The organism is Secundilactobacillus yichangensis (genome assembly GCF_016861565.1).
Classification (GTDB): domain Bacteria; phylum Bacillota; class Bacilli; order Lactobacillales; family Lactobacillaceae; genus Secundilactobacillus; species Secundilactobacillus yichangensis.
This window is the reverse complement of record NZ_BOLK01000001.1, coordinates 352,379-373,743: the sequence shown is the minus strand read 5'-3', so window position 1 is coordinate 373,743 and position 21,365 is coordinate 352,379. Positions and strand designations below refer to the sequence as shown.

The following is a 21,365-nucleotide window of genomic DNA, read 5'->3' as shown; positions in this document are numbered from 1 at the left end:
TAATTAACCAGTATATTTATTGGTACAACAACGAACGTCTGCAACAAACACTAAATGGCATGACCCCGGAAAAATACCGAAATCATGCCATTCAAAATTGCGCATAAACTTTTAATTATTTGACTGTCCACTTGACAGGAGTCGAGCCTTCCAAGCCGTTTTAAAAACCTTATTTATTTGAATCATATCGGTTACGGACCACACTGTGACGGTAGCCGTAAGTGAAGTAGAAGATCAAGCCGATGATCAGCCAAATGAAGAAGGCAATCCAGGTGAAGGCCTTTAACTCCAGCATCAGGACAACGCAGAGGATGAACGAAACGATCGGCAATACGGGGTAAAATGGTACCCGGAAGGCTGAATCCAGTTCGTTAAACTCGGGGTTTCGACGCAGGAAGACGATCCCAATTGAGACCATCGCGAAGGCGAATAGCGTCCCGATGTTAACCAGCTGAGTAATTTTATCAATGGGAATGACGCAGGCAAAGAAGCTGCCCAGAATCCCGAATAACCAAGTATTAGTTACTGGCACGTGGGTTTTGGTGCTTAACCGGCTGAATACTCGTGGTAACAGGCCGTCACGGCTGATAGCGAAGACCAGCCGGGTACCGCCGTATAAGAACACCATGAGCACGGTAGTCATCCCGATGACCGCCCCTAGTGAGACGATTCCTGAAACCCAGTTTTGGTGGATGAAATGCAGGGCGTATGCCACCGGATCAGCAACTTCAAGGTGGGTGTATTTAACCATACCAACCAGGACCAATGAGAGCGCGATGTAGAGGATCGTGGCAATCAGCAATGAACCGATAATGCCCAATGGCACGTTCTTTTGGGGATTTTTAACTTCTTCGGCTGCGGTAGATACCGCGTCAAATCCGATGTAAGCGTAGAAGGCAACGGCCGCGCCAGAGACGATTCCCTTTACCCCAAACGGTAAGAAGGGATGGTAGTTTTCCGGCCGGACGTAGAAAATACCGACAACGATAAACAGAATGATCACGATGATTTTGAGAATTACCATGATAGCGTTAATTTCAGCCGATTCACGAACCCCGCCAATCAGTAGGAATGACAGCAGCATAATAATGATAAAGGCCGGTAAATCAAAAATTGCGTGGGGCATTCCAGCGGTACCGTAGGCTGCTCGAAGCGCCTCCGGCAAATACCAGTGGAACCCCGCTAAAATATTTTGGAAATACGATGACCAACTTGCGGCAACCGCTGAAACGGAGAATAAATATTCTGAAACTAATGCCCAGCCTAAAATCCAGGCGATAAATTCTCCGAAAACGGCGTATATGTATGTATATGCGCTCCCAGCTAGGGGAATGGTCGAAGAGAATTCGGAGTAGCAAAGCGCCGCTAAGGAACAAACGACGGCGGCTACAACGAACGAGAGAAACGCGCCAGGGCCAGCGTATTTGGCTGCGATGATCCCGGGAGTAATGAAGATCCCGGCCCCGACGATTGCGCCAACTCCCATTGTGATCAGGCTAAAAGCCGTTAGCGATTTTTCCAGGCCGGTTTTCTTGTAAAGGTCAGTTTTGATGTCTTTACGAAGAAAGAGCGTGGAAGTCTTCTTTTCTTGACTCATTTCTAATCTCCTTTCATGGAATGAATAAAATATTAAAAGGTGAATATATTATCCTATTATACATCAAACTCTAATAAAAGGTGAGTTTAAATGAGAAGTCAATTAGTGGAACTTATTGACCATTTATTTTATGCGAAAAATCGTTATTCTGCTTGTGCTTTATATCCAGATGTTATAGAATGCTTGGAGTGAGGTTACCACGGTAACCCAGTTCGATAATAAAAGAAGAGTAGTCAGTAAGTTGGCTGACAGCGAGTCCGGGGTGATGGAAGCCGGATAGCCGACCTGATGAAGCGCGCTTTTTAGAATGACAATTGTATAAGTTGAGTGGATAGTAATATCAACAAGAGTGGTACCGCGGGTAGTCTCGTCTCTTACAAATTTATTTGTAGGAGAGGGACTTTTTTTATTGCCCTCAGTTCGCCGCAGCAGAATAACCGCAGTCAGAATTTAATATGTGAGGAGTTTATACCATGGATTACAAACAATTTGTTGCTGATACATTAGCACCAGCATTAACCGACGTCCTTTCAGCAGAAGACATTTACCAAAAGATTGAACGGCCCAAGGATACCAGCAAGGGTGATTATGCCTTCCCAGCATTCACGTTGGCGAAGACTTTTAAGAAGGCCCCGCAGCAGATCGCTGCTGATTTAGTAGAGAAGATCGATACCAGCAAATTTGAAAAGGTTGAAGTTGCCGGCCCATACCTGAACTTCTTCCTGGATAAGGCAGCGTTCAGCGCGCAGATCTTAGGTGATGTTTTAACTCAGGGTGCTGATTATGGTCAAAACCAATCCGGTAATAATGGTAACGTTCCAATCGACATGTCATCACCTAACATTGCCAAGCCAATTTCAATGGGTCATTTGCGTTCAACTGTGATTGGTAACTCAATTGCCGAAATCTTGAAGAAAAACGGCTACAACCCAATCAAGGATAATCACCTGGGCGACTGGGGTACTCAATTCGGTAAGCTGATCACCGCTTACTTGAAGTGGGGCAACGAAGAAGACGTTAAGAAAGACCCAATCACTAACTTGGTTAAGTACTACGTTAAGTTCCATAAAGAAGACGTGGAACACCCCGAATTAGACGACGAAGCCCGTGAATGGTTCAAGAAGCTTGAGAACGGTGACGAACAGGCACATCAACTTTGGTCATGGTTCCGTGACGAATCACTGAAAGCCTTCAAAGCCATCTATGACAAGTTAGGTGTCCAGTTCGATACTTTTAATGGTGAAGCTTTCTACAACGATAAGATGCAGGGCGTTATTGATGAGTTGAAAGATAAGGGCTTACTGGTAGAATCTCAGGGTGCTCAAGTGGTCAATCTTGATAAGTACGACTTGAACCCAGCTTTGATTTTGAAGAGTGACGGTGCTTCTCTTTATATAACTCGTGATATTGCCACTGCCATTTACCGGGAGAACACTTACCACCCAGCCATGAACCTTTACGTGGTTGGTTCCGAACAGATTTATTACTTCAAACAATTAAAGGCCGTTTTGACCGAAATGGGTCTGCCGTCAGCTAAGGATCTGCACCACATTCCGTTTGGTCTGATCACCGTTAACGGTAAGAAGCTGTCCACTCGTTCCGGCCGGATCATTCTGCTGGACGAAGTGCTGGACGATGCCATTGAGATGGCGCAAAAGCAAATCGCTGAAAAGAACCCTGATCTGCCTAACAAGGACAAGGTTGCCAAGCAGGTCGGTGTCGGTGCCATCATCTTTGGCGATTTGAAGAACGAACGGATGAACAGTATTGACTTCAACTTGGAAGAACAGCTGAAGTTTGAAGGGGAAACGGGTCCTTACGTTCAATACGCCCACGCCCGTGCCGAAAGTATTTTGCGGAAGGCCAGCGACGTGACCGTTCCAACTGCCGGTGCCAAGATTTCTGATCCGGAAGCTTGGGAAACGGTAAAGGCGCTCGCAGACTTCCCTGATACTGTGGTTGAAGCACTGAAGGAATTTGAACCATCAGACATTGCCAAGTATGCGATTCGGTTGGCTAAGGCCTTCAACAAGTATTATGCCCACTCTAAGATTCTGGCAGATGACGCTGAGAAACCAGCCCGTTTAGCCTTAGTTAAGAGTGTTTCAACAATTTTGAAGGAATCACTTCGCCTGTTAGGTGTTGAAGCTCCAGATGAAATGTAATTCACTTAAATAGTCATGATGCAGCTGGCGATTATGCCGGCTGCATTTTTGTTTGTAAAGTAGCCTTGATGAATATAACTTATAAGCTTATAATCGTGATTATTATAGTTGGTTAATGTGTTAGTGAAAAAATCAGGGCATGATTAACTACTTATAACATTAAAAAAGTATTAACATTAATTTTAGTGGCGAGAATTTTAAGCAATGGCCTCTTGAATTAATATTAATTGAGCAGGAGATAAATTTGGCAGATTAAGCCAATTTCAAATCTTAACTGACTAATTTATATTCTGAATTATACTCACTTTGAATAGTTATTTAAAATCTAGCTTTCTTTTCGTTTTTCATTTTGTTATAATAATTACGTATTAGTACAGTTAAGGGGGGCTGCATTAGGATGAAAAAAAGTATTCGTCAATCACGGATTGAACAATTGATCAATCAGTATCCGATCGGTACACAAGAAGACCTAATGCGTCATCTAAATGAAATTGGGATTAAGGCGACGCAAGCAACGATTTCTCGTGATATTCGAGAGATGCAGGTTGTCAAAGCCCAAGATGGCCATGGACACTTGCGTTACACGATCTTTAAACCCGGAAATAAATCAGAAGAAGAACACCTGCGAGAAACCATTAACGAAGTGGTGATTGGATTGACACGGATCGAGTTTATGAACGTGATCAAAACGCTGCCTAGTAATGGGAATCTGTTAGCCGCAATTTTAGATGATTTGAAGTTACCTGAAGTTGTGGGAACATTAGCTGGTCATGACACGATTTTAGTGATTAGTCCAAACGCTGAAGTTGCTCAGCAATTGAACGATGAGATTGCGAAAAACATGAACCCAGACATTGTTCACTAACATCTGCGGGGATAAAACACGCCGTTACTGGCGTGTTTTTGTTTTGTTAAATACTGTTAAAACTTGTGGGCACTTTCCAGCTGCCCTTATAAAATATGATAGAATTAACAGTGCAAATCTTTTATTTGTCGAGGAAATTAAATGAATAATAATCGGGGAAATCAATCAAATCAGGGATTCAAAGCGATGATGTCGCCGTATTATCAGCGGTTTAAAAGGTATTTCGGTAAACTTTGGCATCGTTATCAACTGACTCGCTGGATCATCGTGGTGATTTTGGCACTGATCTTCGTGGTCAGTGCGACACTGACCTTTCAGGCCAAAACAGCAAACGTCGGCGATTTGAAGGCCCAGTTGGAAAAAACAACTTATATCTACGATAAAAGCAATCATAGAGCTGGTTCGCTGTACGCCCAAAAGGGGACGTATGTGCCCTTAGGCAAAATTTCGCCTAACGTGCAAAAAGCGGTGATTTCAACTGAAGACCGGAATTTCTATCACGAACACGGTTTTTCAGTAAAGGGAATTGCCCGGGCGTTTTTATTACTGGTCAAGAATAAACTGCTGCATCGTGATTATATCAGTGGCGGTGGGAGTACCTTGACGCAGCAGCTGGTTAAGAATGCTTTTCTGACGCAGCAACAGACCATGACGCGGAAATTAAAGGAAATCTTTCTCGCCATTGAAGTGGAAAACGTCTATTCTAAACAGGATATTTTGTCTATGTATCTCAATAACGCCTACTTTGGCAACGGGGTTTGGGGTGTGCAAGACGCGGCTCATAAGTACTTTGGGACGGATGCTGCCAACCTGACCGTACCGCAATCGGCTGTCTTGGCTGGGATGCTGACGTCGCCAAGCGGCTACAACCCAATTGATCATCCGCAGGCTTCCAAAGCCCGCCGGAACGTGGTCCTTGGACTCATGGCGGAAACCGGTGCGATTACGAAGTCGCAAGCAGCCAGTTACCAGCAAACGCCATTGACCACTCAGGATACGTATCAGTACAAAGATTCTTACCGCTACCCGTACTACTTTGACGCGGTGATCGATGAAGCCATCTCTAAGTACGGTTTAACCGAATCTGATATTATGAATCATGGTTATAAAATTTACACGTACTTGGATCAAAATTATCAGTCCCGCCTGCAGGAAAACTTTAAAAGTGATTATCTGTTCCCGCAAAATTCAATTGATGGGACCAAGGTTCAAGCCGCTTCCGTGGCGGTCAATCCCAATAACGGTGGTGTAATGGCCGTGGTGGGCGGCCGTGGCAAGCACGTTTTCCGGGGCTACAACCGGGCAACGCAAGTCAAACGGCAGCCGGGGTCAACCATCAAACCGTTGGCAGTATACACGCCAGCGCTTGAGAACGGCTACTTCTACGATTCGGAACTGCAAAATAAGAAGACGTCTTATGGCAGCAACCATTACACGCCAAAGAATTACAACAACGTTTATACCGGCAAGATGCCCATGTATGAAGCACTGGCAAACAGTGTGAATGCACCGGCAGTTTGGCTGTTAAATAAGATCGGTGTCAATAAGGGCTACGAATCCGTTAAGCGTTTTGGGCTGCCAGTTACTAAATCTGATAAGAACTTGGCGTTAGCACTGGGTGGCTTGAATAAAGGTGTTTCACCTCAAGAGTTGGCGGGTGCTTACACCGCCTTTGCGAATAACGGCACGCGAACGGATACCCACTATATCCGTAAAATTGTCGACGCTTCTGGTAATGTCATTGTGGACAATCCCAAGGTGTCTACGCATAAAGTCATGTCGCCGAAGGTTGCCAAGCAGATGACCAGTATGATGCTGGGCGTCTTCAACAACGGGACCGGTGCCACGGCCAAGCCGTACGGTTATTCCGTTGCCGGTAAGACTGGGAGTACGGAGGCTGACGATACCGGTGACGGCGACGCCACCCGTGATAAATGGATCGTGGGCTACACGCCAGACGTCGTGTTAACAACCTGGGAAGGCTTCGATAATACCAACAAGAATCATCATTTGGAAAACTTAAGCGGAACGGGTGTGGGCCCGCTGTTTAAGACGGAAATGGAAGAAATTTTGCCATACACGAAACAAACCCAATTCGATACCCAAGACGCGTCAACGTTGGCGAGGGCCTCGAAGTCGGATAACAACTTCTGGGACAGCGTTCAAAAGGGAGCCGGCAGTGTGGGTGACCAAATTGAACAGGGCGCCAATAACGCGGTAGATACCGTTAAGAGTTGGTGGCGGGGTGCGTTTGGAAACTAGAGAGTGTGTAGTAAGGCGTTAAGAGACTGGAGTATAGTGAAGCCCCGCCATAAAGCCCTGAACTTTGGGGCTTTGTGGCGGGGCTTCACTATATGCAAGTCTCTGCCGCACGCAACACGTTTAGTCAATGTAAAATGAAAAGACAGTAGCAGGAAAACCTTCGTGGCAGACCTTCCCCACGCGCAAGTCTCTGCCGCACGCAACACGTTTAGTCAATGTAAAATAAAAAAGACAGAAAGACCCCCGCTGAACTGTCATCGCTTTCTTTCCCCGTCTATCATTTCATGATACAATATGGAAGTATCTAAGACAGGAGGATGCTATTAATGGCAGACATTTTAAAAACCGCTGGTGAGTTACGTGAGGAGTTAGCAAGTTCTGACGAATTCACAGCTTTACAGAATGCTTATAACACTATGAAGGCAGATTCTGAAGCCTATGACTTGTTCAAACAGTTTCAGGGACTGCAACTGAAGTTACAGCAAAAACAAATGCAGGGTCAGCAGCCTGATGAAGACGAAATGAATCAAGCACAGGATCTCGCGGGTAAAGTTCGTGAGAAGGATGCGATTAAAGACTTGATGGAAAAAGAAAAAGACGTCAACCAATTACTGGCTAAATTAAACAACGAAATTACAAAACCAATTCAAAACCTGTACGACAACTAAGACAGGCAGCTGATGAATGGTTAATAGATCAAAACGTCGAAGAATTTTCTTCGGCGTTTTTTAGGAGGTGGTTAGCAGTGAAATTTATTCACGCAGCAGATTTACACTTGGATAGTCCGTTTGAAGGGCTGCAACGACTGCCGAAAGCACTGTGGCAGCAAATTCATGAAGCACCGTTTAACGCCACCAAACAAATGGTAACGGATGCCATCGAACAAAAAGTTGATTTTGTATTATTAGTTGGTGACCTCTTCGACCGTGAAACCCAAAGTGTCCAGGCACAGGTCTTCTTGAACGAACAGCTGCAACGGCTGGTAGACGATGGTATTGGCGTGTTTGTCAGCTTCGGTAATCACGATTACATGACGGCTGAGCAGCATTTAGCCTTACAAGAAGGTGTCAACGTTTTTGGCAGTGACGTGACCACCCAAACGCTGACTACGGCAGATCATACCAGAGTTGCCATCAGCGGTTTCAGTTACGCTGACCGCTGGCTGGAACACGACGTTGTCCCGCAGTTTCCAGAGCGCGGCGACGCTGATTTTCAAATTGGCATGCTGCACGGGGCTGTCAAACAGGGTGAAGCCAACCACTACGCGCCGTTTACAGTTAGTGAACTGGCTAGCACGAACTACGATTACTGGGCATTGGGTCATATACATAAGCCCGGCGTGTTGAGTGAACAGCCGCTGATTGTTTATTCAGGCACCATTCAGGGACGGCATAAGCTGGAATCCGGCAGGCACGGCTACCAGGTAGTCAGTTCACAGGGCAAGCACTTGGAACGGCAATTCGTGCCGGCTGATCAAGTCCGCTGGGCAACATTATCGCTTGCGGTAGACGAAACGACTACTGATGCCAGTTTGATTGAAGCGGTACAAGCAGCATTGACGAACAGTGTGGCCGATACGTTTAAATTAATTGATCTCAGCCTTACCGGAATTGAAAAATTATCCGCTAGTATGCTGAGCCGATTAAACGACGGCACTTGGCTTGAACGCTTAGATCAAACGCAGAAGAAGACTTACCGGCAAACGCGGGCTTGGGTTTATGAAGTCAACGTTTTGCCAACGAATCGGCCAGTGCAGTATGCCAAACTGGACGCGAATTATTGGCAGCGGGCTCAGAAAACGGTGTTTACGCCGGACAATGTGGCGCTGACCGCCGGTAAATTGATGCAGTATCCGTTTATTGCGGATCACTTGCGACAGCCTGAAACAACGGCTAATTTAACTGATCGGGCTAAGAACGAACTGTTAGCTCAATCGCGTTTGGAGGAAGAAAACGATGCAGATCACGACGATTAAAATATACGGGTTCGGTAAATTTCACGATACAACTATCGACCTGTCCAATCGTTTTTCACTCCTTTACGGTGAAAATGAAGCGGGAAAATCCACGCTAGTTGCCTTCATCACCAGTATGCTGTTTGGTTTCGAGACCGCTAAGCACCGTTACGCTATGTATCAGCCCAAGCAAGGATCGCAGTATGGTGGCGAACTGTATTTTACCCATGGTTCGAACGATTACTGGCTCAAACGGGTAGGCGGTACCCACGGCGGTGACGTTACCCTTCGTAATCTAACTACTGACACAGCCTTAACCAAGGATGATCTCATACAGCTGCTGCAGCCTTTAAATAAGGAATTGTTCTACCAAATCTTTTGTTTTGGCGAACGGGAACTGCAGGCGGTCTTTAACCTGAACCGTTTTGATTTGGTCAAACGGATTCAGCGAATCGGTGCTATCGGCAGCGAAAACTGGATCGGGCTGACCCAGGAACTGACGGCTTCAGCTGGTGAATTATATAAACCCCGTGGCCGGGTGCAGCCTTTAGTGCGGTTACTGAAGGAATACGATGAGATGTCTGAGAAGATTGACACCGCCAAAACCCAATTTCAGCAGTATCAAACGTTGCAAAATGACGCGCAAAAAACGGCTAAGAAACTGGCAGCCGTTCAAAAACAGCTGTCTGAGCTAACGGATCGGCTTAATCAGTATCAGCGGCTGATCAAACTTTATCCCCAGTATCAGCAGCTTAAAAACGGTGCACCCAAACAATCGAGGACACCTATCAGTACTGAGGACTGGCAAAGGGCAACGCGGCTTTCGACGGCTGTTAAACAGCTGCAGCAAGATCTCGCCACTCAAGAACAGACCATTAAACAGCAACAGCGAAAGCACGTTGCCAGCGACGCCCAGCAATTTTACACTGCCCATCAGCAGCAGATCGACCAGTTAGCGACCCAAATGTCGGCAATGGAACAGTTGCAGCAGCGACAGCAGCAAAATGATTCCCAGCTGGCGGCAGTTAAACAAGAACTGGCTAAACTCAACCAGCAGTATGGTGCGTCGTTAGCGAATTTAAAGGTGCTGACTGCCGGCGAACAGTCGCAAATTAAAGATTTGTTTGACCAACAGCAGCACTTAAGTATTGAACGCGATTCCCGTGCTGAGCAGCGGCAGGAGCATCAAAAAGCCTTCGAAAAATTGCGTCAGCAAGCCGACAGCGATACGTCCACCGGGATGGACCTTAAGTGGCTGATTGGCGGTGTAGTGGTTGTGTTAGTTGCACTGTTTGGCTTCAGCGGGATTTTACGAACGGTGGGCGGCATCATTGGGATGCTGGTGGCAGGTTACGGCATCTTTAAGCCAATTATTTCTGGCAATCAGCAATCCACCATTGATTCGCAAATGGCACTGCTGTCCTCGCAATTAGATCAGGACCGGCAGCAATTAGCCGCCTTAGACCAGCAGCTGATTGACGCTGATGCACAAGTGACACAGTTTGGCGCCGAACATCAGCTGCAGAATTTTGCGCCGGAACGCTGGCTAGATTTGCAGGCGGACTTGAGCCTCTACCGTGCTGCTAATGCTCAGCAGATTCAGCTGCAGGAACAGCAAGACCAGATCGGACAAAACCTGCGGGCTTACTTAGCGCAGTGGCAGTTTGCCGGTGAAGTGATCAGTCTGGGCGGCAGTCATGATTTTCAGCTCCAGCAGATCAGCCAGTTCCTGTCAAAACGGCGGGATGAAAGCCAGCAGCTGCACTGGGCCAATGAAGCACTGACTGCCAATACACAGCGTCAAACAGCGCTGCAGCAGCAATTAAACACGCAGCAAACTAATTTAACGCAATTACTGGCACGCTATCAGCTCACAACGCTTACCGAATTTGAACAACGTTACCAGCAGGATCAGGCGATGGCTCAGGAAAATCAGCGGCGAGGGGTACTCAACGCGCAATTAACGCCGGCTGACCGTCAAATCCTCGATAATAGTGAATCCCAAGAGTTTTTGGAGCAGACCGAACAGCAGCTTCAAACTCAGCTTGTCGAACAACGGCAGACTCAGGCTGAGCTGTTAAAACAGTCCAGCCAGCAGCAGTATCAGCTGCAGCGTTTAGCGGCCAGTGATAAGTATCAAAACCTACTTCAGCAGCAAGCTGATTTACAAACTGAGATTACTTCTTTAACGGATGATTGGCTCACCAAGCAACTTTTGATCAACTGGATCGACCAAACGCTGATCAACGCATCCCAGGGACGTCAGCCGCAGATTATTAAAGTGGCTGAGCAGTTCTTTCAGCAGCTTACCGGCAACCGTTACCGGCAGATTATTTTCACCGATCAAACCGTTCAAGTTACCCGTGATGATGCATTGACCTTTGACGTTGGCGAATTGTCCAGCGGAACTGCCGAACAGCTATACGTGGCGTTGCGGTTCGCGTTTACCAAGGTGATGGCAGACGTGATCGCCATGCCAATCATTATTGACGATGCCTTCGTAAACTTTGACCGTCAGCGAACGGCCTCAGCGCTGAAGATGCTAAAAGAATTGGCTCAGACCAGTCAGGTCATTTATCTGACCGCGAACCACGATAATTTAGCGCTGGCAGAGGACAATGAAATCTATCATTTGAGTGCTGGAAAGTCGGTATGAAAAACTGTAAAATTAGTTTAAACGAGGGGGATTAACCATGGCAGAAAAACAATTAATGGCTCACGCAGTTGGTGAACAGATGAACCTGATGGCGCTATTGAAGAACGTCAACGTTCGGGTGGCCAAAAACGGTAAACAGTACCTTGACCTGACTTTTGAAGATCAGTCGGGTGAAATTACCGGTAAGTTTTGGGATGCCAGTGCCGCTGATATCGAACGTTTTCAGGCGGGTCGGGTCGTTCGGCTGGCTGGTAAACGGGAAAACTATCAGGGCTCCCCACAGGTTAAAATTGCTTCTTTGAGATTGGCCAATGCGGATGAGCCCAATGATCCTAGCGAGTTTGTGGTTCACGCGCCAATGAAAGCCAGCGAAATGGAAGATGAACTGAACCAGGTGGCTTTTGAAATCACAAATCAGGTTTGGAACCGCATCGTGCGTTATCTGATTGCCAAACACCGGGATGCTTTCTTTACGTATCCGGCTGCTAAACGCAATCACCATGCCTTTGAAGGCGGGTTAGCTTACCATACACTGTCAATTTTACGTTTGGCACATAGTGTGGTGAAGCAGTATTCATCAATCAACGCGCCGCTGCTTTACGCGGGGGCAATTTTACATGACCTGGGCAAAGTGATTGAGCTGTCCGGCCCGGTTTCTACTCAGTACACGGTAGAAGGGAACTTGCTGGGGCATATCAGTATTGTTGACGGTGAAATCGTTTCGGCCTGCAACGAACTTAAATTTGATTTAAACAACGAAAATGTCGTTTTGCTCAGACACATGATTCTAGCTCACCACGGCTTACTGGAGTATGGTTCACCCGTTCGGCCACGGCTGTTAGAAGCAGAAGTGCTGCACCAGCTAGATGAGCTGGATGCTTCCATCATGATGGTGTCTAATGCCGTGGAAAACACGACTCCAGGCGAATTTGGCGAACGGTTATTCGCAATGGACGGCCGCTCATTCTACCGGCCAAATACTTCTTTGAATGACGGTCAGGATGAACAAAAGTAACTAGCAGTACAAAAAAAGGATCGACCATATTGGCCGATCCTTTTTTGTACCTCGTTAAAGATCAATTACTTTGAACTGCTCTTTGATGAACTGCTTGAAGTCAAGTAGTCTGCAAGAACGTTTTGTAATTGACTATCCTTAATTGAAACATTACCCTTCTTGAGGACTTTAGAAACAACGCTCTTCAATGTGGCGCTGTCGTTCATCCGCTTGTCATAAATCTGGTTCTTCAGTTCAGATTCATGCTGCTTGTAAGTTCCCTTGCCAGGGTTGTTATCCATCTTGATGACGTGGTAGCCATAAGAAGTCTTAACGGGTGACTTGGTGTATTGGTTGGTCTTCAGCTTGAAGGCAGCCTTCTTAAAGGTTGAGTCAAGTTGAGTATCGGTGTTGTCGAATGGATCCAACTTACCGCCCTTGTTCTTAGTCGCACTGTCAGTAGAGTACTTCTTAGCTAATGAAGCAAAGCTCTTGCCTTGGTTCAACTGTTTGATAACAGTTTCAGCAGTAGACTTCTTTGATACTAAGATGTGAGAAACTGTCACCTTTGGTTGGTAACCCTTGAATTGTTGCTTGAGTTGCGCGTCGGTAACCTTTGTGTCAGCCTTAACAGCTTCCTTCAAAAGTAAGTTACTCTTGATTTGCTGCTTCAATTGAGAAGCCGTCATACCACTTTGCTGAAGAACAGAGTTGAATGATGAACCGTATTGCTTCTTGTAATCGTTATACTGTTTGGTAACTTCTGAATCCTTAACTTTGCTGCCAAACTGCTTTTCAAGAACCTTGTTCAAAATCATCTGCTGTAAGACTTGCTTACCGCTAGAAGTGTTCTTCAAGCTGCTGTAAAATTGACTTTCAGTAATTTTACCGCCTGAAGTGGTGGCAACAGTTTTGCTACCACACGCTGCAAGAGTCAAACTTAACATGACACCTGCAAGAGCAATGAGCCATTTTTTCATATTCGAAAACACATCCATTTCTTTAGAATAGTTTCATCCCCGCTGGGACATCCTACTTAATATAACATAAACTCAAAATAATTTTCAGATGTAAAGGGAACTTAATAAAAATTGAATACTTCTATTGATTCGACTTAGGCTTTCCTAAATCAGCTACCCGGTCGTCAATCGCATCCATGTGCGGTTGAATTTTGAACTGAAATTGGTCCACCGCGGTTTCAATACCGTCAATTGCCGGCTGGGCCTTTTTCAGTTCGGTCTGCAAATCAGCCAGCCGGGACTTAACCGCCGCAGTCTGTTTGCTGACGTTGGTCAAAGCAGCCTTCCGCGCTTGAACGTGGTCAATGGTTTCCTGCACGAAGGCCACGGGTGACTGCTGCTTTCGGTAAAGGTGAATCGCCAGGGAAGCGCCGGCTGTCAGCAGGGCACTGGTCAAAAATCGTTTCATATCTGCACCTCGAACTAGAATTGCGACTTAATGGAATTTTGAATATCCGTATAAGCCTTTTCGTCGTATTTGCTGGAATTATCCTTAAAGGTCATGCCGAAGTCATCGTGGTCGGTGTAGCGAGGAACCAGGTGAATATGAGAATGAAAGACGGACTGGTAAGCCACCTTACCGTTGTTGATCAAAATGTTTAGGCCCTTAATCTCGGGATTGGAGTCCTTTACCGCTTTAGCAATCTTTGGAATCTTGCTGAAAATGGCGGCTGCTAAATCAGCATCATAGGCGTAAATATCAGGCACGTGAGTCTTAGGAACAACTAACGTGTGACCTGGGGTACCTTGTGAAATGTCCAAAAAGGCTTTCACGTCATCGTCTTCGTAAACGGTGTAACTAGGGACGTCACCTTTAATAATTTTGCAGAAAATACAATCATCATCATAGTTATGAACCATTTTAAATCCTCCTTCAAAAATCATAAAAGTTAGTTTAAGTATACCGCAATATTCCAGAATTCCATACTCCTAGGCGTATGATATAATGAAACCAATTGACCAAAATTACAGAGAAAAGAAGGGATGTTCATGACGCTTCAGGTGACGAAAGTCGTCGGCGGCTATTCGCAGATACCAGTTTTAAAAGAAGTGACATTTGACGTTCAAGATGGCGAGCTTGTGGGCTTAATTGGACTGAATGGGGCTGGTAAATCAACTACTATTAACCATATTATTGGCTTGTTAACGCCCTTTAAGGGTGAAATCAAGATTAACGGCATTACCTTAAATGAAGATAAAAACGCTTATAAAAAACAAATTGCGTACATTCCCGAAACCCCGATTTTATACCAGGAGTTAACCTTAAAGGAACATTTGGAAATGACTATGATGGCTTACAGCTTGGATCACGATAAGGCCTGGGAGAAAGCTAACCACCTGCTGAGTATTTTCCGGTTAGATAATAAGTTAGACTGGTTTCCAGCTAACTTCTCCAAGGGGATGAAGCAAAAGGTGATGATCGTGTGTGCCTTCATTACGAATGCGCCGCTGTTTATCATTGACGAACCTTTCTTAGGCTTGGATCCCTTAGCGGTTCATGATCTGCTGAATCTGATCGACGAACAAAAAGCCAAGGGGGCCAGCGTTTTGATGTCGACTCACGTACTGGACACTGCCGAGAAATACTGTGACCGCTTCGTGTTGCTGCACGATGGAACGGTTAAAACGGAAGGGACACTGCCGGAGTTGCGCCAGGCTTTGCCGGATGCGGGTGAATCCTTAGACGATATCTACATGTCGATGACGAGGGCTGATCAGCATGAATAATTTATATCGACAACGTTTATCCAGTCATTTAAAAGAAATGTTCAAGTACCTGCGGCTAGTATTCAACGACCACTTTGTCTTTGCCTTGCTGATTTTTATTGGCGGCTTGGGGTACGCTTATTCCAACGGTTTGAAAGAACTGCAGCCAAACCTCTGGTGGGCGAAACCGGTGATCGTAATCGTTTTATTACTCGTTTTGCAACTTGGTCGTTTCGCCACGTTGTTTCAGGATGCCGACGTAGTTTTCCTGCTGCCAAAAGAAGCGGAAGTTCGCCAGTATCTCAAGGGTGCCCGTGCGTATAGCGAAAGTTTAGCCGTGGTCTACGAACTGTTTGGCATGTTTATCTTGCTGCCGTTCATTCAAGTGACGGATGCCATGCCCGTTTTTGATCTCGCGTTGATCGCGGTGGCTCAGCTGCTGCTGAAAGATAGTGTGTTCAGTCTGGCAATCATCAGACGGTTTCAGGTCAAGTCAGCTTGGCTGAAAGCCTCTTTCTGGTTTAAATGGGCGGTACCGCTGGTAATTTTACTCACTGGCGTTTACGGCATGCCGATTATTGGCGCCGTATTGGCACTGGTCCTGGCAATTGGTCTGCGAGTGGCCGATCGCCGTTATGACGCGGTGCCCTTTGACTGGTGGCAGGCGATTACGTTGGAAAATAACCGGATGATGGGCGTTTACCGCTTCTTTAACCTGTTTACTAACGTGCCAATGCTTAAAGGGGTTGCTAAGCGGCGCCGTTACTTGGATTGGCTGCTGAACATCGTCAAGGTTACACCCCAAAATACGTACCTCTATCTTTATAGCCGCGGCATCGTCCGCAGCGGTGAATTTAGCGGCCTGTATTCCAGGTTAACGATTCTGGGCATGATCCTGCTGTATTTCGTCCGCGGAACGTGGCTGCCAGTAGCATTAGCTGCGTTATTTCTCTATTTGATCGGTTTCCAGCTGATCCCATTTTATTGGCAGTTTGATGACATCGTCTTCACTCACCTGTATCCGATTGCCGAAAAACAGAGGGTGAACAGTTTCAGACGGCTGATGTTTTCACTGATTGGCATCACGGCAATCCTGTTTTTGATCATGGTTTTCGTGGCCAATCAAAACTGGCAGGTGGCTCTGATTGCTTTAGCCGTTGAACTGGTAGAGGTCATTTTGATGGTGCAATACTATTTGCCACTGCGTTTAAGGAAGAAAAAGTAGCAAAAACCAGTTGACGCAATTGGTTTGATTGCCTAAAATGAACAGTAATCTTAAACGGCGGGCTTGATTCAAGTTCGTCGTTTTATCATGGAAATCGGAGGAACAATATGCGCGTACGTAAGAAACCGTGGGCAGCAAAGTACATCAAGGACCACTCAGATTTGATTGTGACTGATCCCGAAACTCAGCTGGGTCACTGGCAGGAACGTTTTCCCAGTCAGCAGCCGATTCAAGTCGAAATTGGTATTGGTAAGGGTCAGTTCATCATCGAAATGGCCCGGCAAAACCCTGAAATCAACTTTTTAGGGATCGAAATTCAGGAATCGGTGATTGCCACCGCGTTACGTAAATTAGTTGAAAGCGAACTGCCGAACGTGCAGCTGGTGGAAACTGACGGTGCGTTTGTGGATACTTTGTTTGCTGAAGGTGAGATCGACAAGCTTTATTTGAACTTTTCGGATCCGTGGCCAAAGAAGCGGCACGCTAAACGGCGGCTGACATCGCCTAACTTTTTGATTCACTATCAAAAGGTGCTTAAAGACGATGGCCGGATTCAGTTCAAGACGGATAACCGCGGCCTGTTTGAATATTCACTGATGAGCTTTAATAACTTTGGTATGACTTTTGATGAAGTTTGGCTGGATCTGCATAACAGTGAAGGCAACGAGGGTAACGTGCAGACTGAATACGAAGAAAAGTTCAGTGCTAAGGGACCGATTTATAAGTTAGTTGCTCACTTTGAACGCGAAGAAGCGTAAGAAAATATCCCTCCGCAGCCTGAGCTGCAAAAGGGACATGACTTAGTTTGATGATTGATTTTACAGGCGATTCATTTTGAGAATACTGCCCGTTTTAGCGTCCGCAATGAATTCATAGGACACTAGCCGATTGTCTTCCAAACGTGAAAGGCCGCCGCTGTAGACCATGGTGTGAATCGCAAACTGCGCGTGCTTGTGCGGATGCTCATCGATCCAGGCACCCTCGATAGTTGATTCTTTTCGGAATGCCTGCTTAACGCTGTCCAAGATAGCATCGGGTGTCATATACTGGCGGGTAAACACTGATTTGCCCATCAGAAAGCCAAATAAAATACTAAGTAGGGACAGCAGACTTAATTGCTGATAATCTTTTATGTTTAGTTCCATACGCGTTTCCTCCTGCGCTATTTAGTATCATGGTAGCTCAATTTTCGATTTGATACCACATTAATGTACTTTTTCTGAAAACGGGGTATAATCAATTTACTAAATAAAAGTAAGCAGGGAGCGATAACTATGGAAAAATTACCAAAGATGACGAAGGATCAAATGCTTGAAAAAATTAAGGATGGCCGCTACATGCTGTTTTTCTCAGCAACTTGGTGCCCAGACTGTGCTTTCATTAAGCCTTCAATGCCCGCTATTGAAGCCGAATATCCGGATTTCAAGTTCATTAGTGTTGACCGTGATGAAAACATTGATCTGGCGGTTGAATTAAACGTGTTAGGCATTCCTAGTTTTATTGCGTATAATAATGGTGAAGAAATCGGTCGCTTCGTAAACAAAGACCGTAAAACAAAACAGCAAGTAGAAGAATTCATCAACGCACTATAGTTCTTCTGCTTTTGAAAGGATGCTCCATGTTAATTTCTAGTTATAATCAAAAGGCACTTGGCGACGTGATGATCATTTACGTGGCGCCAGACGCCAAAGAACAATCCGTTGTTACTAAGGGTAATTTTACCCGGATCTTTGACCCAGAAACTGATACAACGCTGGGGTATAACGTTGCTCACGTTTCCGATATTTTAGGGCCAATCAACCAGAACGGTCAGGTCTTTTTATCAGAGGAACAAGTTGCAACTTTAAATGAGGCGCTGTCGAAAGCCGGTTTTGAACCGGAGTTAAAGACTGATTTAACGTCGAAATTTATTGTCGGTTACGTTGAATCCGCTGAACCGCACCCTAAGTCGGATCACTTATTAGTGACTAAGACCCGGGTTCAAGACGGCAAGACGCTGCAAATCGTTTCTGGTTCACCTAATATGCAAGCTGACATCAAAGTGGTGGTGGCCGAAGTTGGTGCAATGATGCCGAACGGTGAGATTATTTGGCCTGGTAAATTGCGCGGCGTTGAAAGTGATGGTATGATTTCATCAGGAAGAGAATTAAAGATTCCTGGAGCACCTGATCGGCCGGGTGCGTTGATTTTACCTGATGATTACGAAGTTGGAACGCCATTTGACTTTAACAAGGCACAAACTTTATTCAGTTAGATGAACGACGTAAAAGGAGCCGATGCTCCTTTTTATTTTGCCCTGAGCCGTTAAAATACTTAAACTAACTTGAACATTGAATGGATGACTAGATATGAATCACTATGATGGACCAGCTTTTTACCGGAGGTACCGCCGGCCAGAAAAGTCGGCGGAAGAACCCGCTTCGCCACAATTTAAAGTCCCTGGCAAACAGTTAAAACAGACTGATGATGAACCGGCGATTTTCCGGCGTGATGAGCCGCAGCGCAAGGCGCTTATTGCCCGGGAAGAACGACGCAAGCAGGTCGAAGAACGGCCCGAAACACCGCCGAAACAGGAAAAACCAATTGAAAATAACTGGCAGCCCGCTGCCCCTTTTCGGCTAACCAAGGTTCCCAAGCAGCTGAATCGAATGGTGATTCGGCAGCCAAAAATCAATTACACCGCCATGATTAAGCAGTATTTTCAAAAAAGTGACAGCGATGTGATGTTATTTGATGACGGCACTCAAATGCCGGCCGAATCCTTGGTGACTGAAAAGCCAAAACTGATTTTCACGCCAGACAGCGAATCAGACATTGAAGAACCAAGTACTCCCACGGAGGAGCCACAGTCAGAGCCTGAAAAGCCGGAGCAGGATTCACCGGCTGAGCCAGAAACTGATGATAAGCAGTCTGATAACGAGCAACGCATTGCGGCAATTCAGAAACGTATTGATAACCTCAAGGCTGAACGGGCTGAGACTGAGGATAAAATAGTATCAGCACCAGAAACTGAGGCTGAAAATACTGATTCTAAAGTCTCAATCCCGCAGGCGGATGAACCGCAGCAGGCAGCTACACCAGAAACGGATGCGGCTAAAGAGGCACCGGCTGATAGTGAGCAGGTACCAGCGCAAACTATGACGCCTGAACCTTCAACGGTTGAGTCTGCTGACGAGCCGAAGGATGAACAGCCGACTGTGATCACCAAGGAGCCAGAAACCCCACAGGCGGCTGACGAACAGGCAGAGACTGAGGAGCAGCCGGTCGAGCCAACAGCTAAGCCTGAACCAGAACACGGGCTGGGTCATTCTTTGGGTGATATTCTTGAAGAAGAGAATACCAGTTCACAAATGAATAAGTTGGCGCTGTTCCAAGATAAGCCCGCCGCTAAACCGGTGAGTGAAGTTGTTCAGGATGACCGCGGATATAAATTCCCGGACACGTCATTACTAACACCGCCGGTTAAAATTGACGAAAACGCACTGGATGAATGGATCGAACATCAAGGCGAAGTTTTAGATGAAACCTTGCAGGCCTTCCACGTGGACGCACACGTGGTGGACTGGACGGTTGGACCTACTGTGACGCAGTTCCAGGTTCATTTATCGTTAGGTGTTAAGGTTAATAAAATTACGAATTTAACGGATGATCTGAAGCTGGCATTAGCCGCTAAGGACATTCGAATCGAAGCACCGATTCCTGGTAAGACGACGGTGGGAATTGAAATTCCTAACCCGAAGACCCGGCCAGTCATGCTGTCGGAAGTACTAGGTTCAAAGGCCTTCAAGGATAGTACGTCACCACTGACGGTCGCACTGGGAGTTGACCTGTTTGGCCAGCCAAGGGTAACTGATCTGCGGAAGATGCCTCACGGCCTGATTGCCGGTGCAACCGGTTCGGGTAAGTCAGTCTTCATTAATAGCTTACTGATTTCCTTGCTGTACAAGGCCACGCCAGCACAGTTACGGCTGCTTTTGATCGACCCGAAAGCGGTTGAATTAGCGCCTTACGACGGGCTGCCGCACTTGCTGTCACCAGTGATTTCGGATCCGCAGGCTGCCGCTGCTGCATTAAAGTGGGCGGTCAAGGAAATGGATGACCGTTATGACCGGTTGGCTGCGGCTGGTGTCCGGAACATCGAACAGTACAATGACCGGGCAGAGCTGACGGGTGATTATGCTCAGAAGCTGCCATACATTGTGATCGTTATCGACGAATTGGCCGACTTAATGATGATGGCTTCCAGTGAAGTGCAGGATTACATTGTCCGAATCACGCAAAAGGCGCGGGCAGCGGGGATTCATTTACTGATTGCTACCCAACGGCCAAGTGTAGACATTGTGACTGGTACAATTAAAAACAATATTCCAACCCGGGTGGCCTTCATGGTTTCCTCGCAAGTTGACTCGCGGACGATCATTGACACTTCCGGTGCCGAACGCCTGCTAGGGAAGGGCGATATGCTCTTCCTGGGGAACGGTGCTTCGCAACCAGTCCGGCTGCAAGGAACCTTTGTCGACAAGGAAGTTGATCGCGTAACGGACTTTGTTCGGTCGCAGGGCAAGCCGCATTACGCTTTTGATCCTGACGGCCTGCTGGAAAAGCAGCAGGTTCAGGAAAGCCAAGATGAATTAATGCCAGAAGTCTTAGACTACATTGTTCAGGAAAAGACCGTTTCGACTTCTAAGCTGCAACGAGTCTTCTCAATTGGCTACAACCGGGCCGCTAACCTGATTGATACCCTTGAAAATAAGCAGTATATTTCTGGTCAAAACGGCTCGAAACCCCGGGACGTTTTTCTCACTGAAAAACAGTTAGCTGAGATGCGCGCACCCAGGACCGATTAAAAGGTGAAAGCCACTCATGTTACAGTGCAGAAAATGCACTGTTCAAGAAGTGTTTGCTCTGCTAAAATATTGAT

Annotated in this window: 19 protein-coding genes; 14 read left to right on the top strand and 5 right to left on the bottom strand. The window is 46.3% G+C overall.

From position 1 onward, the window contains the following. The first annotated feature begins 2 nt into the window (after positions 1-2). Positions 3-107 (top strand): IS3 family transposase, encoded by a 105-nt coding sequence (locus JUE95_RS01760; protein ID WP_268920899.1) that lies wholly within the window; start codon positions 3-5, stop codon positions 105-107. Positions 108-169: 62 nt separating this feature from the next. On the opposite strand, the gene JUE95_RS01755 is transcribed toward JUE95_RS01760, so the two are convergent. Further along, positions 170-1,597 (bottom strand): APC family permease, encoded by a 1,428-nt coding sequence (locus JUE95_RS01755; protein WP_203648729.1) that lies wholly within the window; start codon positions 1,595-1,597, stop codon positions 170-172. 473 nt (positions 1,598-2,070) lie between these two features. On the opposite strand from JUE95_RS01755, the gene argS reads away from it, so the two are divergent. From argS to JUE95_RS01720, 7 genes are all read left to right on the top strand, one after another. Next, the gene (gene argS / locus JUE95_RS01750) at positions 2,071-3,762 is read left to right on the top strand and encodes an arginine--tRNA ligase (protein ID WP_203648728.1); all 1,692 of its coding nucleotides are present in this window, start codon (positions 2,071-2,073) and stop codon (positions 3,760-3,762) included. 397 nt (positions 3,763-4,159) lie between these two features. Next, complete coding sequence (gene argR / locus JUE95_RS01745; RefSeq protein WP_203648726.1) at positions 4,160-4,627, top strand: arginine repressor; 468 nt, start codon at positions 4,160-4,162, stop codon at positions 4,625-4,627. 141 nt (positions 4,628-4,768) lie between these two features. Further along, entirely contained in the window at positions 4,769-6,889 is a 2,121-nt protein-coding gene (locus JUE95_RS01740) for a PBP1A family penicillin-binding protein (protein WP_373305655.1), read from the top strand. Positions 6,890-7,215: 326 nt separating this feature from the next. Continuing rightward, positions 7,216-7,557, top strand: a complete 342-nt coding sequence (locus tag JUE95_RS01735; protein WP_203648725.1) for a YlbF family regulator — start codon at positions 7,216-7,218, stop codon at positions 7,555-7,557. A 77-nt stretch (positions 7,558-7,634) separates the two neighbouring features. Further along, a complete protein-coding gene (locus JUE95_RS01730) occupies positions 7,635-8,864 on the top strand; it encodes a metallophosphoesterase family protein (protein ID WP_203648724.1) in 1,230 nt (409 codons plus the stop codon). Further along, positions 8,845-11,499, top strand: a complete 2,655-nt coding sequence (locus JUE95_RS01725) for an ATP-binding protein (RefSeq protein ID WP_203648723.1) — start codon at positions 8,845-8,847, stop codon at positions 11,497-11,499. Before JUE95_RS01730 ends, JUE95_RS01725 begins: the two co-directional genes overlap by 20 nt. A gap of 55 nt (positions 11,500-11,554) precedes the next feature. Continuing rightward, on the top strand, positions 11,555-12,514 hold the full coding sequence (locus JUE95_RS01720) for a 3'-5' exoribonuclease YhaM family protein (protein WP_373305658.1): 960 nt from the start codon (positions 11,555-11,557) through the stop codon (positions 12,512-12,514). Between the two features lie 65 nt (positions 12,515-12,579). Here the strand turns inward: JUE95_RS01720 and JUE95_RS01715 are convergent, their stop codons facing one another. The 3 genes from JUE95_RS01715 to JUE95_RS01705 all read right to left on the bottom strand — a co-directional run bounded on the left by JUE95_RS01715 (position 12,580) and on the right by JUE95_RS01705 (position 14,373). Then, positions 12,580-13,473, bottom strand: a complete 894-nt coding sequence (locus tag JUE95_RS01715; RefSeq protein ID WP_203648721.1) for a peptidylprolyl isomerase PrsA — start codon at positions 13,471-13,473, stop codon at positions 12,580-12,582. Positions 13,474-13,594: 121 nt separating this feature from the next. Then, positions 13,595-13,921: a hypothetical protein gene (locus JUE95_RS01710; protein WP_203648720.1), complete on the bottom strand. Its 327-nt coding sequence runs from the start codon at positions 13,919-13,921 to the stop codon at positions 13,595-13,597. 14 nt (positions 13,922-13,935) lie between these two features. After that, on the bottom strand, positions 13,936-14,373 hold the full coding sequence (locus JUE95_RS01705; RefSeq protein ID WP_203648719.1) for an HIT family protein: 438 nt from the start codon (positions 14,371-14,373) through the stop codon (positions 13,936-13,938). 129 nt (positions 14,374-14,502) lie between these two features. On the opposite strand from JUE95_RS01705, the gene JUE95_RS01700 reads away from it, so the two are divergent. From JUE95_RS01700 to trmB, 3 genes are all read left to right on the top strand, one after another. After that, complete coding sequence (locus tag JUE95_RS01700; protein ID WP_308440880.1) at positions 14,503-15,240, top strand: ABC transporter ATP-binding protein; 738 nt, start codon at positions 14,503-14,505, stop codon at positions 15,238-15,240. Next, positions 15,233-16,444, top strand: a complete 1,212-nt coding sequence (locus JUE95_RS01695; RefSeq protein ID WP_203648715.1) for an ABC transporter permease — start codon at positions 15,233-15,235, stop codon at positions 16,442-16,444. The genes JUE95_RS01700 and JUE95_RS01695 overlap by 8 nt, the downstream gene beginning before the upstream one ends. A gap of 107 nt (positions 16,445-16,551) precedes the next feature. Next, positions 16,552-17,202 (top strand): tRNA (guanosine(46)-N7)-methyltransferase TrmB, encoded by a 651-nt coding sequence (trmB, locus tag JUE95_RS01690; protein ID WP_203648714.1) that lies wholly within the window; start codon positions 16,552-16,554, stop codon positions 17,200-17,202. A 60-nt stretch (positions 17,203-17,262) separates the two neighbouring features. On the opposite strand, the gene JUE95_RS01685 is transcribed toward trmB, so the two are convergent. Next, positions 17,263-17,589: a hypothetical protein gene (locus tag JUE95_RS01685; protein ID WP_203648713.1), complete on the bottom strand. Its 327-nt coding sequence runs from the start codon at positions 17,587-17,589 to the stop codon at positions 17,263-17,265. Positions 17,590-17,718: 129 nt separating this feature from the next. Here JUE95_RS01685 and JUE95_RS01680 point away from each other — a divergent pair, with 129 nt between their 5' ends. From JUE95_RS01680 to JUE95_RS01670, 3 genes are all read left to right on the top strand, one after another. Beyond that, positions 17,719-18,036, top strand: coding sequence for a thioredoxin family protein (locus JUE95_RS01680; RefSeq protein ID WP_203648712.1), 318 nt, complete (start codon positions 17,719-17,721; stop codon positions 18,034-18,036). A 26-nt stretch (positions 18,037-18,062) separates the two neighbouring features. Next, entirely contained in the window at positions 18,063-18,698 is a 636-nt protein-coding gene (gene ytpR / locus JUE95_RS01675) for a YtpR family tRNA-binding protein (RefSeq protein WP_203648711.1), read from the top strand. Positions 18,699-18,792: 94 nt separating this feature from the next. Continuing rightward, complete coding sequence (locus tag JUE95_RS01670; RefSeq protein WP_203648710.1) at positions 18,793-21,291, top strand: DNA translocase FtsK; 2,499 nt, start codon at positions 18,793-18,795, stop codon at positions 21,289-21,291. Positions 21,292-21,365 lie beyond the last annotated feature (74 nt).

What these genes read in the sequence shown, in the direction of transcription:
- JUE95_RS01755 (WP_203648729.1), bottom strand. Translation starts at nt 1,597, where the DNA reads ATGAGTCAAGAAAAGAAGACTTCCACGCTCTTTCTTCGTAAAGACATC.
- argS (WP_203648728.1), top strand. Translation starts at nt 2,071, where the DNA reads ATGGATTACAAACAATTTGTTGCTGATACATTAGCACCAGCATTAACC.
- argR (WP_203648726.1), top strand. Translation starts at nt 4,160, where the DNA reads ATGAAAAAAAGTATTCGTCAATCACGGATTGAACAATTGATCAATCAG.
- JUE95_RS01740 (WP_373305655.1), top strand. Translation starts at nt 4,769, where the DNA reads ATGAATAATAATCGGGGAAATCAATCAAATCAGGGATTCAAAGCGATG.
- JUE95_RS01735 (WP_203648725.1), top strand. Translation starts at nt 7,216, where the DNA reads ATGGCAGACATTTTAAAAACCGCTGGTGAGTTACGTGAGGAGTTAGCA.
- JUE95_RS01725 (WP_203648723.1), top strand. Translation starts at nt 8,845, where the DNA reads ATGCAGATCACGACGATTAAAATATACGGGTTCGGTAAATTTCACGAT.
- JUE95_RS01720 (WP_373305658.1), top strand. Translation starts at nt 11,555, where the DNA reads ATGGCTCACGCAGTTGGTGAACAGATGAACCTGATGGCGCTATTGAAG.
- JUE95_RS01715 (WP_203648721.1), bottom strand. Translation starts at nt 13,473, where the DNA reads ATGAAAAAATGGCTCATTGCTCTTGCAGGTGTCATGTTAAGTTTGACT.
- JUE95_RS01710 (WP_203648720.1), bottom strand. Translation starts at nt 13,921, where the DNA reads ATGAAACGATTTTTGACCAGTGCCCTGCTGACAGCCGGCGCTTCCCTG.
- JUE95_RS01705 (WP_203648719.1), bottom strand. Translation starts at nt 14,373, where the DNA reads ATGGTTCATAACTATGATGATGATTGTATTTTCTGCAAAATTATTAAA.
- JUE95_RS01700 (WP_308440880.1), top strand. Translation starts at nt 14,503, where the DNA reads ATGACGCTTCAGGTGACGAAAGTCGTCGGCGGCTATTCGCAGATACCA.
- JUE95_RS01695 (WP_203648715.1), top strand. Translation starts at nt 15,233, where the DNA reads ATGAATAATTTATATCGACAACGTTTATCCAGTCATTTAAAAGAAATG.
- trmB (WP_203648714.1), top strand. Translation starts at nt 16,552, where the DNA reads ATGCGCGTACGTAAGAAACCGTGGGCAGCAAAGTACATCAAGGACCAC.
- JUE95_RS01685 (WP_203648713.1), bottom strand. Translation starts at nt 17,589, where the DNA reads ATGGAACTAAACATAAAAGATTATCAGCAATTAAGTCTGCTGTCCCTA.
- JUE95_RS01680 (WP_203648712.1), top strand. Translation starts at nt 17,719, where the DNA reads ATGGAAAAATTACCAAAGATGACGAAGGATCAAATGCTTGAAAAAATT.
- ytpR (WP_203648711.1), top strand. Translation starts at nt 18,063, where the DNA reads ATGTTAATTTCTAGTTATAATCAAAAGGCACTTGGCGACGTGATGATC.
- JUE95_RS01670 (WP_203648710.1), top strand. Translation starts at nt 18,793, where the DNA reads ATGAATCACTATGATGGACCAGCTTTTTACCGGAGGTACCGCCGGCCA.